We start from the raw sequence: 12386 nt of genomic DNA, 5'->3' as shown, positions 1-12386 counted from the left end.
TACTGAAATGTGTTTTGAGAACCAATGAAGGCTAAGTCGGCTTTTCTTTGCGGGCAAGCATGTCTATGAATTTTTTAAAACGCCTTTTTCTGGTTTCGGGTTTCTTCGCACTTTTCAATCCGTACGCTATGACATAGCGACTCGATCTAATGAGCGTTTCAAAAAACTGTTTCGCCTTTGGCTTGCCCTCCAGTGCTTCGAGGAAATCAGCCGGTACTTTCATTTCACTTGCCACATATGCTTTCTCCCATCTGCCGTCTGCTTTGGCGGCACGAACATGCACGAGTCCAGACTCTTTCATTCGCCCCTCGTTTATCAAACGCTCAACATGCTCTCTGTTCCTTTTCGACCAGTTACTTCGCGCTTTTCTTTGAGTGATCCGCTGGAGATAGGCTTGGTCATCGATTGACTTCTTTATGCTATCGATCCAGCCCCAGCACAGTATCTCAAACACAACCTCGTCCCAGGTAACGCTCGGAATGCCGGTCTTTTTCTTGAATATCTTCACCCACAGCTCACTTTCGGTGGCATGATTCACCTCGAGCCACAAACCGAGATCTTTCGGCTCTGTAAAAGACATGATTTTCGATGGATCGGGTTCAGGCATGAAATTAGATTCCTAGGTATCGACCCTGCGTTTAAACGGTGTGGGGATTATAATTTCTTTGAAGTAGCAAAATTAATTCCTGGCAATCAAGTTCCATTACACCCCGTCCGCGTCCGATTTAAAACGCATTGTTATAGAACGTGATTAGGTACTTTTAGAACCGAAAATACTCTGTTTATAATTGCTGAGATTAGTTTCGCTGTCTTTATATTTTTCTAGCAAAACTAAATATAATTCAGTCCTCATTGTATATTCAAGTATGCCATGGCTAATTCTCTTTATTTTTTTCTCACTTATAGCTGAATCAATAAATGAATTCATTAATGAGTCAAAATAATCATGAAAATTTTCAACTAGAATATTTGTGTAAGATGGTCGGAAGCCAGAGTGCAAAATAAGATTTCGAACTCTATATATTCTACGAATTTGCCATTTCACTTTTTGATTATGTGTATTAATTAGTGATAAAGCATTCTTGCCATTTCCGAATGTTTTTGAAAGCATAAACATCCGCCACCTTAATAGTGGAAAGTCTTTAATTTTTGAATAAGCGTACTCTCTATTTTCTTTATTTTCTTTTGTACAGATTAGAGCGGCAATATTGTTTAACAAACTTTATTTTTTATCGATCTTAATTCTATTGAAGATATCTTTTGATAATTTTTCATCGTAATGCCAAAAGTCAGACTTAATTTGAGATAGGATACGATTGAAATAATTATTGCTTTCGAATGGAGTGATACCATCTATAATTTGAATAATTCGATCTTTTCCACTCGATACATCTTTTTGAATTAATGTTTCAATTGCAGTCCAAAGACTTAGTAGTTTATTATCAATTTCATTTGTTTCAAGAGCAACACTATGCAGGTCAACGGCACGTGAAATCCGAAATATTGTCTCTTTAGGCAAGTCTAATGAATCAAAAAGCTTTTTAACTTTTGCTACAGCCGTTAAGGGTTTAACGTCCTGCTTTTTAATAATTGATTTTAGAGGCTTTTCAAGAACAATCTTTGATCCGTCATATTCATTAATTATTAATGCTTTATCAGAGATTAGCGGCCTGTTTTCGTGATGGTAAAACGTAAAAAGATTCAGTAAATAATTTGTCCCCTTTATAAATAACCTTGAACTTTTTCCTCTGAAAACTAAAATTTTTGAAAAAATTAGATGGGTCAGTGTCACTGACTTTTGAGTTTCTATTAAAGAAAAATTTATTATTAAAGTAATAAATGTAACCAGGTGAGTAACCATAATTTATTAGCTCTGTTAACAAAACATGAGTTAACGAATAAATAGCCTCTTTTTCCCTTGCATCAGGTATTTTATCAATTAACAATTTTTTTATTGTTTCAAGATAAACTTTTTCATTCAGATGCTCATATAATAGCTCAATTACATTCTTAAGACTATTTGTATTTGAATAAATATTTAGTCGAGATATGTAATGTTCATATTTATCGTCGAGTATAAATCTTGCAGCTAAATCAGATTGTAAACTCCATTTTAGTTCTTCAATTATTGACCTGAGATTTGGTTTTTTAATCAATCCATTATCAATATGTGAAATTGTTTGAATTGCTTCTATACATAATAAACGTGTATTTAGAGCTTGAGGCTTATAACTATCTAAACTGTAATCAAATAATGATTCGTCAATAATTTGACTGAAAAAAATAGCCCCTCCTGATTTTGTTTATTTGTCCAATGATCAGTTTTTTTAAACTTCATTAAGAATCTTAGTTTTTTCTGAAAGTTCTATAACATATTAATATGCGACAAGGGCTATCTTATAAAACGTCATATAATCTTCTATAAACAGTCTTTAGAGACCCCGAGTACATTCTTTTAGTTTTTATGCGAAGAGAATGTCGTAGTACCCCGTCGCATAGTATGATACCAGAATGTGCAGAATTCTTTCTAAAAAAGAAAAATCAATTATTTAGGCGGAGATCTCAGCGAATCCATCTTTCTGCTGGTCAGGCAGGGCAAACTGTATGAAAAGCTTCAGGCGGGGTGATGGATGGCTGTTTCGTATCAAATGCAGTCTGATCAAACAAAGGAGTTCGCAGCTCCTCTCCATCACCCGGGCAAGGCCCGAAAGATGGAGATCAAAAATTTGCTGTTAGCTTATCAGAAACGGATCCAGTCTTTGTCTTCCAGCCATTGGATTAGGGCGGGCAGAAAGGTAATGGAGGTCAGCAGGGTCATCGCAATTCCAAGTACGGCCATGATCCCTATGGATTGGAGACCGGGGTGGTTGGTAAAGAGTAATCCCGCAAAACCAAGCATGGTGGTTACCGAGCCCATGGTTATATGCTGCCCGGTACTGGACAGAACCTGCCACATGCTGTTCTTCCCTTCTTCTCGGTACCGGTGAGCCAGGTGAACGCCACTGTCCTCCCCTATCCCCAGAATAGCAGGAAGCACCACCAGGTTATAGAAGTTGAACTGCAGCCCAAAGATCATCATGATCCCGAACAGCCAGAGTAATCCTACCAGCAGCGGCAGCATGGCTATAAGCGACCACCGGAAGGAGCGGAAGGAAAACAGCATAAAGAAGTAGATGAAAATGAAGGTAGCGGCTACCATATACGGGCTTTCCGTGCGCATGAGGTCTAACATGGAAGCGGCCACAATGGAGGTGCTGGCTGCATAGAATTTCTCCCCGCTGTCCAGGGTCACCACACTTACATCATCCTTAAAAGCAATAGACTGTCGGCCATCCGATAATCCCACGGACGGATAGATGATCACAAAGCGCCCAACTTCACCGTCTTTGGTTACAAAGCGGGATTTCAGGTAATCCGGGATCTGATCGATGCCAAAAGGTTCGGTTGTTTGTGCAGCCTGACGGAGTTTATCGAGCTCTTCGTCTTCCCGGTCTACAAGAAAAGGATCTTGCAGTAATTCCCTGGCCTCAGCAATTTTCTCCAATTTCTCCTGCTCGGCTGCTTCGGTTGAGGGGTACCGTTCCTGCAGGGTTTCCACGCTTTCAATGGTGGGGGAAGTGGTATCGGTTCGGGCACGTTCGTTCAGGATCTCCGTGATCTCCTGCACCTGATCGTCATTATCGGCTACAATATAGGCCGGGTTTCTTTTGCTGGAAGTTTCTACCTGTCCGGCAAAGGATCTGAATTCCTCATACTCCGGGAATTTCGGCTCCAGTTCTCCAAAATCATATTGGAAGCTCAAGTTCCCGCTAAATCCAACCACCACGGCGGAAGCTACCAAACCAACGGTAACAATGGTCTTTGAAAACGGATATCGGTGTACTCCGGTATATTCTTCCTTTTTCTCATCGCTGATCAGGATCCAGTTCCAGCGTTCATCCAGGATGACCAGCAAGGCCGGCATAATGTAAAGCATTCCAAATAAAGCCAGCAATATCCCTGTTCCTGAAATAAATCCGAACTCGGAGAATCCGCGGAAGTCAGCGAACATCAAAATATACAATGCGGCTGCTGTGGTGAAAGCCGAAACAACGATCGCTTCTCCGGTCTTCTCGTTGGTCCTCATAATGGCATCAAACGGATTCATTCCGGACGATCTCAACTCAATGTATCGCGCATAGAAGTGAATGCCGTAATCAATTCCCAGGCCAAACAGGATCACAAAAAGCACGGAGGTCATCGTATTCAACATCCCCAGATAGAAGTAGGTGATGCCGAAGGTCCATACCAAACTGATAAGCAGCGGAATTCCGATAACAAGTACAGGTACCGGCATCCTCAACACGTGCGACCAAAACGAGTATTTCCCCTGCCCCCTTGTTCCTTTGCGATAATGCAGGTATTTCTTGATGAAGAAATAGAACATCACTAATAAGATCACACTGCTGATCCCGGTGGCAAAACTCCCGAGCACATCATCCATGATGGAGGTCAATTCTTCGAGGTGGCGCTTCAGCCTTCCTCCAAAACGGACTTCCATTTCGGGGTGATAGGTGGCCGGCTCAATAGAGGCCAGCAAGTTGTCATATTCCGCAAACATATCTTCGAGATACTGAATATCACTCTTTGATCCGGTCGGGAAAAACTTCACCACCATGATGGTGCTGTCCGGACTGATCGGATACTCGGTAGGAACCAGCGTGTTGTAACTTTCTTCAAAGTCATCGGTTCTCGTGTCCTCTTCTTCCTCTTCATCGCCCAGGTCAAAATAAAAAGGGTTGGCCTCTTCTTTAGCCTGCTCAATTTCATCCTCGAGCCAGCTTATGATATCATTGAGTTCGGCATCGCTGGCCAGGTACAGCGCATTATTCTTGGTGAATTCCGTTTCCCGTCTGAACTCTGCCCTTTTGAAATAATTATCCTCATATCTTGGATAGTAGAGCTCAAGAGAGCGCTCGATCAGGTCTTCGGCAAAAGCTTTATTTGCCTCAAAACTCGGCGAGTTGATCACCACCTGCATCTCAGTTTCCCCGCCTACGGTCTCATTCATCCTGTCGAGCGCAAGTACATTGGGGTTATCCTCGGGCAGCAGGTTTGCAATATCGGTGTCAATACGGAGCTGAATGGCGTAAAATCCACTCACTGCAGCAATGATCAAGCTAACAATGATCACCCAGTACGGATGGGAATAATTAAATTTTAGTATCGGCTTTAATAGAGTAAGAATATTTTTCATTAAACGATCCGGCCCCGGACTTTATAGGATGTAGTCGCTGATAAACAAGTGCCTAATTTACTAATTTTTATTTTTGAATTTAAAAAAACGTCGTCCTCCAATTTTCCATTCATTCCTTGCAAACCAAATTGATCAGTTCATTTGAGATCAGTTTCCGGCTTTTCCTTTTTCAGGATGATATCATCATAGTCTGCCTTTATGTAAGACCTGGTATCATCACCATCACTTAATATTAAAATAGCGATAGGCTGTGATGGCGGGTTGCCACCAAATAGATCTTTATAATCCTGCACAATATTTCGCTCAAATGTGATCCATTCACCGAGATTCTCTTTGCCAGACTCAACAACTATGATCCTTTGATTACCAAATAATTTTGAATATTGGGCTCCTTCCGACAAAGTGCTGCTCCAGGTATAGCGGATTGAACGGGGGACTTTCTTTATCAGTGCTACCCTGTTCATCTCAAAAACCACATATATACTTACCGCAACATCATTCCGGTCTTTGGAATCCTCATTACCTCCTTCCGGGATATCATACACTCTCCATTTCCAGGATAGAATTGGAGTCTCTTTGATATTCACTCCTTCTTTATCAATAAGCGGAAAATTAAGGTGCTTTGCTATCACCCCTTCATATCGCAGGAATTTATTTCCATCCTCTTCCTGGATCGAGTATTTATAAGCCGCTCTGTTTTCACCGGTGTAGGTATAAGGCTGGGCTTCTCCTCTCATGTTATACCATCCTTTGGGCAAAGAATCTATGGTTTCATCCTCAAAGTTTTCAATGACAAATGTTTCATTTTGTGCATATATTATAGAATTGATTGACGTTAAAATCATCAAAAAAAGGAATGTCCTTATTATCATAGTTTACTTACTAATTTTTTTGGCAGATAATGAGAGTAAAAAAGTTTGATCTCCGGTTAACTAACGCATTTGGGTACGAATTAATTTGATGCCAATTTTACAACAAAAACTACTTAAAACTTTATTTTAAGCTAAAACTTATTAATTACTTAATGAAGACGAATTCAAAAAAAGCCATGCGCGTATTGGGAGTTGTTTTTTTGGTAAACGCACTTCTTGTGGCTACTCATCTTGGTGAATTTTGGCCATTCAGTATTTATCCTATGTTTTCTCAGGCGGGAAATCCCTGGACAAGAGCCTTACTGACGGAAATACCACCTTCACAAAAAGATATCGACTGGGATATTACCGGTTTAGATGATATTGAAGGTAATCCTATTGGAACTAAAAATATAGGTGTTGATCAAATTGATTTTTCTAATTTCGTAGTTAAGACAAAAGAATGGAATAGAAAAAGGCTGCAAGCTTTACGCTTCATGCTGGGTGAAGGTGAGCTTGAAACTAAAAACCTTTTAGTTTATAAGGTAAACGGCAAGCTTTCAGAGCAAGATCAGGTAGAGATCACTTATACCCCTTTCATCTATTTCACAAAAGATTCTACCTATTACAACCCCAAACTTGATTCTGCTGCATATTTCAGTCAATGATGTTAGATACCCTGAAAAAAAATCTTTTTGAATATCCTGAAGAAACCCGGGAAGCCCGCCTGTTATTTTTTAAGCTTTTCGAATTGTTCATCGTCATTGAAACCATTCATCTTTCCTGGTACTGGGGACTTTATACCCTGAAAATTATAGATGTGGTGCTGCCATTGGGAGTTGCTAACTACATCGATATTTCATTCATGCATGGTAATAATTTACCTGTCTGGAATGCCATCATCATAACCGTGCTCGCCGTACTCAGCTATTTCAGAGTAACAGGCCGATGGGGCTACGCCGTGATCATTGTTCTGTTCCATTTACAATACGTGGCTAGGTTTTCGATCGGCGAGATCCCCCACAGTGCTAATTTGATAGGCTTAAGTGTACTCAGTTTCGCTGTTGGTAATTTATTTTTTACCAAGTCAGAGGATAGATTCGCTTTTATATTTGGTGCTATTCTGTTTTTCACAGGATTAGGTTATTTCACTGCCGCGATCTCAAAACTGATAGGCACCGGAATATTATGGGCTGATGGAAGACATCTTTGGCTGTGGATCGGAGAAAAAGGAACAGATATTCTGTCGAGAGAAGGCGCCTTTTCTCCTAATTTTTTACAACAAATGGCTTTGCTGAGCATTCCTGTTGCTACTATCATCCTGCTGATCGGGTTTCTGACTGAGTTCTTTGGTTTCCTGATGTGGTTTAAAAAGGTCCGGCCTTACATCGCCACAGCCATCATCGGGATGCATCTTGGGATCACCCTTTCTATGAATATTCGCTTTGATGCTTTCGTGATACAGTTAATACTTATCGGTTATCCGTGGCCTGCCTTAATACATACCTATTTTTCAGGGAATAATTTAATGGTTCAAAAATTTAAACCCTGGCTCGAAAGATCGGTTTAAGCAAATACGAATACGGTTCCCTCTCATTTTTTAGCTATCTTTTATAGCTTTCAAATTTAATCATCTCCCTTTTAAATGAAATATTTCCAGAATATAAAGACTAAATATGAGGACAATTGGTACATCTATCCTCCTGCCATTATTCTCTTATTAATTGGGACCTTTTCCTATTTCTATCTGTCCCCATTAATTGGATTTACTCTATTGATCTCCCTTTCAGTCTTATTTCTATTTTTTGGGCTGTTTCATATTTATCGCAAAACTGAAGAAGATCTCGAAGAGGAAAGGCGCCAAAACCAGGCCTTAGCTACCATACATAAACTGTTAGACCTGCGATTGCCCCTTCCTTACATGAGTCACTGGGCTGCAAAACCGGACCTTGCCGCCACCATTCTCAAACATCTGTTACTCCTGAAACCTGAAGTGGTTGTTGAGGCCGGAAGTGGAGTTTCTACTGTTATATGCGGTTATGCTACGCAGAAAAATGGAAAAGGATTTACTCATTCACTTGATCATGATAAGGAATATGGACAAAAGACAAACCTTGAGCTACACAATCACCAACTACAGGACTACGCCAAAGCATATTATGCTAACCTTACAGATCATGTTATAAATGGAAAAAACTGGAAGTGGTACGACACGGATGCTTTAAAGAACGTTGATAACATTGAGATCCTGGTTGTGGACGGCCCACCCCATGAAATGCAGGCGCAGTCTCGTTATCCTGCCCTGCCCATATTACAAGAAAAATTAGCTCCCAGGTGTGTCATCATTCTTGATGATGCAGGCAGAGATTCTGAGTCAATGGTAGTAGAAAAATGGCTGAGTGAGTTTGATGATTTCGAATTAGAATATCATCCAAGTAAAAAAGGAATTGCCGTTTTAAAGAGAGGTTTTTAAACCTGCCGAGCACTCTATTTATATAGAAATTTAAGACTGATCCAGTCCAAAAATTTACGCCAGTCTTCTTTGGTGATTATATTTAAAAATGTTCCTAAAGCCAGAAACATTACTAAGAAGGTCGTGATCCCAAAAATTAATCCAGCCAGATTATTCTCCGGTGAGATAAAGAGAAATCGCAGCACCCAAATTGGAATTCCGGATACTACAGATAAGCCCAGTACTTTAAAATAAAACGGGAAGGGTAATACTTTGCTCACCGGAAGCTCCATGTGCTTACCAATACGTCTCAGTATAATGTACCAGTTGTAGATGTTGGCTATTAATGTTGAAAGCGCTGTACCTACAATGCCAAAATACCACGTGAAAGGTATGCTAAGTATGATGTTAGCCGCCAGCAGGTTTAAACTGAAATATAAAATTCCTTTTGTATCACCAAAAGCCTGTAAAATGCTTCCGTAATGAGTGACCCTGATCAATACAATTAAATTATAGATCTGGAAAGGTAACACCGCTGCTGCATAGGAAGTACCTTCTGTTTCAAACACCAACAGGATCAGATCATTGGCAATTACGATCACCAAAATAGTCAGCGGGACTACCAGTAAGCTTACTTTTTCAATCCCTTTGTACCATAGCGCAAGTAACTCTTCCTTCTTGGCTTCCAGGTTCAAGCTCACATAACGGCTTATCAAGACTGAGCCCACTGCAAATGGTATTACTTTAATGATCGGGACTTCATTGGCTGCAACGCTGTATTCGGCATAAGCGGTATCTACCAATAATATCGAAACCACGAACTTGTCGATGTACTTATTGAACTTCCCAACCAGTGCTGACAGCCCAAGCGGAATTGAAAAACCGGCCTGTTCGGTGAGCGTGATATCAGATCCAATTGATCTGCCTGCGGGCAACACAAACCAAACCCATACGATTGAGCAAACAAATCGAAGTACAGCATATCCTACCAGGCACCAAAGTGCGAAACCCAGGGAAAATCCCAGCCACAAAGGAATGATAAGAGCAATAAATGAAAGGCTGCTCGTGCCAATTTCGTACCACGCAGCATCTTTTTGGCGATCAGCCGCAAGCAATATATTAGCAACCGGCCAGGATGGGATCTCAAATAAAGCAACAATGGCCATCAGTGGTAGAAATTCCTGAACGGCCAATACCGATGCTTCCGGCCAATTAGTTAATAAGGCTGGAACGAAGAAATTGAAAATTATGATCGCTGAGGCTGCAACAATACCGGTAACCAAAAGAATGGCTATCGTCTGAAAAGCAAAACCCCGACGGGCGTTGTTTCCCAATCGTTCAAAATAATAGAACACACTTTCCGGAAAACCCATGACCGCCAAATTTCGGGCTACCTCGTGGATCATCAGCAAGTAGCCGATAATGGCAAAATCAGTTTTGGAGAGAATCCTGACAATAGCTACAGCCAGCAATAGATCTATCACTGTAGTCAGAATTCGTGCAAAAACTACTACACCTGTTTTTTCTGTGAGTGAGCCCTCTTTTTTAGCTGACATGTGGTTTATCTGAAGTCAAATGCTCAAATAGTTCTGAAAGCTGTTTCGTGATCGATCCCGCATCATAGAGTTTAAAATCTTGATCACTTTTTGCTCTTTCAAGTGGTATAGGTATTCCATTTCTCTTTGCATTAACACACTGAACCAGTACCTCAACAAGCCGATCTATATCCTTTCGAAGATCATATTGCTTTCCACTTTTTGTTTCTTCTAAAATTTGTCTGATCTCAGGATTCGGTGCTATGGATAAAATTGGAGGATTAGCGGCTAAATAGTCCCATAATTTTGCAGGGATAATATCTTTTCTTTCCATTGCAGTGCTTACGAGTTGTATATCAGCCTGATTCAATACCGATAATGCACTTTCAGGTGGCATGGGTTCATGAGCTATAAATTGTTCCTCAAATCCTTCACCGCGGGCCAATTCAATATCTGCTTCACTGATCTCACCAAAACTGTGGATCTTGATATTTTTTACGAGATCAGGGTTCGTTATTTCTACTGCCTTTAAAATTTCAATGACACCGTCAACAGGTGATAGCTTTCTGAATTTTCCCCAAAAGATGATATTCAGGTTTTGGTCTTCCATATTCAGAAGTTCATACTTCTCTCTGGCCGCTTCATACAAAGCATAGTCGTAAGCATTGTAGATCGTAGAACTTTTGTCAGTTATAAAAGGGTATTCACCTTGATATAAACTACAAGTATTTCGCGAGGTGAATGTTAACCAGTCGGCAGTTTTCATAACCTTTCTTTCCCAATACCTGTCCATAGCAGATGAAAAAGTAGTTCTCTCTTTCAGGCTTACATTAGAAAGTGTCCAGGGATCACGGAAATCTGCAACCCAGGGCAGTGATAGATCTTTTTTGAGTTTTTGCGCAACCCAATGAGCCGACCAGGGGTCTCCTGTACTAAAAATAACATCGGGGTTTGCTTCCCTGGCAATTTCCCTGATATGATTATATCTCGTGTAAAAGAAAGGCAGCCAGGTATCAATTGGGAAGTTCCGGTCTATAAAAGATGAAACATTCTCAGTTATGATCTTCGAGATGGACGGAGAACTTTCTGCCCCACTTTCCCCTAATTGCCCACCGGATTTATGAGTACGGTCAAGTGGGGTTTCTAACTCATGAACCTGTACAGTTTTAAGTAGTTCTTCCTCAAGATTGGTCAGGCTACCTGTATCACTTTTAATAGCTATCAAAGTGGGGCTCCAACCAAATTCATGCAAATGAGTCGAAAACTTGAAAGGCCGTATTGCCCCAACCCGTCTTCGGGGGACAAAATACGGGGCTATCATTAAAACATTTTTCTGGTTTGCCAATATAAACCTAAGTTGATTACGACTTGAATGTTTAAGTTACCAAAATAAGAAATAATAATTTTGGGGACCTGAGAATGAATATTTTATAAAAATAAGTAGATCATTTTTTTATACCTTCAAAAGTAAGTTTAATACATTCTTTTTTAAGAGTTTTGATGCCATCAAATAAGTCATCTTTAAATACAGACCAAAGCACTCAAACAAGAAAGGTTAGTTGCCTTATGGTAACTGCTAACCGCTTACATTTGGCTCGAAGGGCTATCCAGTGTTTTAAAAATCAGACTTATAAAAATAAAGAACTGGTAATACTTGATGATGGAAGTCAGGATTACTCTCCTCTTCTCAACGATATTCCTTCTTCTGAAATCAAATACATCCAGCTTGACAGCAATAATGACTATGTGTTAGGGCAGTTGAGAAACTTAAGTCTTGAAGCAGCTACCGGAGATTATCTTATACAATGGGATGATGATGACTGGTATCACCCGGAACGAGTCGCAATACAGGCTGCTGTTTTAGATAAAGGTTTCGATGTCTGCTGCCTTTCATCCGCCATCATGCATCTTGATACTCCGGAATTTATAGAACATCCTTACATAGGTATATTACCGGATGGGATCCCCGGAAGTATAATGCACAAAAGAAATGACGATATTCGGTATCCCGAAACAAAACGTGCAGAGGATACTGTTTACCTGAAACAATGGATGGAAAAAAAATATTATAAGCTTGAAAATTCCTACAACTACCTGTTTCTGCGTGCCTATCATGGACAGAATACCTGGGAACAGGTTCACTTTAAACGCCGTATCCGAAACTCCGTTATTTCATTCTTTCAGTATGTATGGTACAAGCATTTACTGAATGATCAGTTCTCCCATCCCCGGTTTAAATTATCTGAAAATGCGAAAGATGCCTTTGATCAATACTGGAAAGAATCAAAAGAACTAAATTTATTTTAGCAGAT

The 12386-nt window shown here is 40.2% G+C and carries 10 protein-coding genes; 4 read left to right on the top strand and 6 right to left on the bottom strand.

Annotated elements, in window-relative coordinates:
- Positions 1 to 31 precede the first annotated feature (31 nt).
- The 4 genes from ACFSVN_RS13090 to ACFSVN_RS13075 all read right to left on the bottom strand — a co-directional run bounded on the left by ACFSVN_RS13090 (position 32) and on the right by ACFSVN_RS13075 (position 6081).
- A complete protein-coding gene (locus ACFSVN_RS13090; RefSeq protein WP_390303621.1) occupies positions 32 to 607 on the bottom strand; it encodes a YdeI/OmpD-associated family protein in 576 nt (191 codons plus the stop codon).
- A 615-nt stretch (positions 608 to 1222) separates the two neighbouring features.
- Positions 1223 to 1861: a hypothetical protein gene (locus ACFSVN_RS13085; RefSeq protein ID WP_390303618.1), complete on the bottom strand. Its 639-nt coding sequence runs from the start codon at positions 1859 to 1861 to the stop codon at positions 1223 to 1225.
- 879 nt (positions 1862 to 2740) lie between these two features.
- On the bottom strand, positions 2741 to 5236 hold the full coding sequence (locus ACFSVN_RS13080; RefSeq protein WP_390303615.1) for an efflux RND transporter permease subunit: 2496 nt from the start codon (positions 5234 to 5236) through the stop codon (positions 2741 to 2743).
- Positions 5237 to 5373: 137 nt separating this feature from the next.
- Positions 5374 to 6081: a DUF3047 domain-containing protein gene (locus ACFSVN_RS13075; protein WP_390303612.1), complete on the bottom strand. Its 708-nt coding sequence runs from the start codon at positions 6079 to 6081 to the stop codon at positions 5374 to 5376.
- A gap of 179 nt (positions 6082 to 6260) precedes the next feature.
- Between ACFSVN_RS13075 and ACFSVN_RS13070 the strand changes: the two genes are divergently transcribed.
- The 3 genes from ACFSVN_RS13070 (at position 6261) to ACFSVN_RS13060 (ending at position 8560) form a co-directional block, all read left to right on the top strand.
- Positions 6261 to 6755: a hypothetical protein gene (locus tag ACFSVN_RS13070; protein ID WP_390303610.1), complete on the top strand. Its 495-nt coding sequence runs from the start codon at positions 6261 to 6263 to the stop codon at positions 6753 to 6755.
- Positions 6752 to 7657: a hypothetical protein gene (locus tag ACFSVN_RS13065; protein WP_390303607.1), complete on the top strand. Its 906-nt coding sequence runs from the start codon at positions 6752 to 6754 to the stop codon at positions 7655 to 7657. The genes ACFSVN_RS13070 and ACFSVN_RS13065 overlap by 4 nt, the downstream gene beginning before the upstream one ends.
- Positions 7658 to 7732: 75 nt before the next feature.
- On the top strand, positions 7733 to 8560 hold the full coding sequence (locus tag ACFSVN_RS13060; protein WP_390303604.1) for a class I SAM-dependent methyltransferase: 828 nt from the start codon (positions 7733 to 7735) through the stop codon (positions 8558 to 8560).
- 14 nt (positions 8561 to 8574) lie between these two features.
- On the opposite strand, the gene ACFSVN_RS13055 is transcribed toward ACFSVN_RS13060, so the two are convergent.
- Together ACFSVN_RS13055 and ACFSVN_RS13050 are read right to left on the bottom strand one after the other, a co-directional pair.
- On the bottom strand, positions 8575 to 10095 hold the full coding sequence (locus ACFSVN_RS13055) for an oligosaccharide flippase family protein (RefSeq protein WP_390303601.1): 1521 nt from the start codon (positions 10093 to 10095) through the stop codon (positions 8575 to 8577).
- Complete coding sequence (locus ACFSVN_RS13050; RefSeq protein ID WP_390303597.1) at positions 10085 to 11299, bottom strand: glycosyltransferase; 1215 nt, start codon at positions 11297 to 11299, stop codon at positions 10085 to 10087. The genes ACFSVN_RS13055 and ACFSVN_RS13050 overlap by 11 nt, the downstream gene beginning before the upstream one ends.
- Positions 11300 to 11574: 275 nt before the next feature.
- Between ACFSVN_RS13050 and ACFSVN_RS13045 the strand changes: the two genes are divergently transcribed.
- Positions 11575 to 12381 carry a glycosyltransferase family 2 protein gene (locus ACFSVN_RS13045; RefSeq protein ID WP_390303594.1) on the top strand — a complete coding sequence of 269 codons (807 nt, stop codon included), beginning with the start codon at positions 11575 to 11577 and terminating at the stop codon, positions 12379 to 12381.
- The last annotated feature ends 5 nt before the right edge of the window (positions 12382 to 12386 follow it).

The organism is Gracilimonas halophila (genome assembly GCF_042684365.1).
Lineage (GTDB): Bacteria > Bacteroidota > Rhodothermia > Balneolales > Balneolaceae > Gracilimonas > Gracilimonas halophila.
This window is presented reverse-complemented; position numbering and strand designations above follow the sequence as displayed.

Excerpts from the sequence above, each read along its gene's own strand:
- ACFSVN_RS13055 (WP_390303601.1), bottom strand. The coding sequence starts at position 10,095 with ATGTCAGCTAAAAAAGAGGGCTCACTCACAGAAAAAACAGGTGTAGTA.
- ACFSVN_RS13090 (WP_390303621.1), bottom strand. The coding sequence starts at position 607 with ATGCCTGAACCCGATCCATCGAAAATCATGTCTTTTACAGAGCCGAAA.
- ACFSVN_RS13075 (WP_390303612.1), bottom strand. The coding sequence starts at position 6,081 with ATGATTTTAACGTCAATCAATTCTATAATATATGCACAAAATGAAACA.
- ACFSVN_RS13070 (WP_390303610.1), top strand. The coding sequence starts at position 6,261 with ATGAAGACGAATTCAAAAAAAGCCATGCGCGTATTGGGAGTTGTTTTT.
- ACFSVN_RS13085 (WP_390303618.1), bottom strand. The coding sequence starts at position 1,861 with ATGGTTACTCACCTGGTTACATTTATTACTTTAATAATAAATTTTTCT.
- ACFSVN_RS13060 (WP_390303604.1), top strand. The coding sequence starts at position 7,733 with ATGAAATATTTCCAGAATATAAAGACTAAATATGAGGACAATTGGTAC.
- ACFSVN_RS13065 (WP_390303607.1), top strand. The coding sequence starts at position 6,752 with ATGATGTTAGATACCCTGAAAAAAAATCTTTTTGAATATCCTGAAGAA.
- ACFSVN_RS13080 (WP_390303615.1), bottom strand. The coding sequence starts at position 5,236 with ATGAAAAATATTCTTACTCTATTAAAGCCGATACTAAAATTTAATTAT.
- ACFSVN_RS13045 (WP_390303594.1), top strand. The coding sequence starts at position 11,575 with ATGCCATCAAATAAGTCATCTTTAAATACAGACCAAAGCACTCAAACA.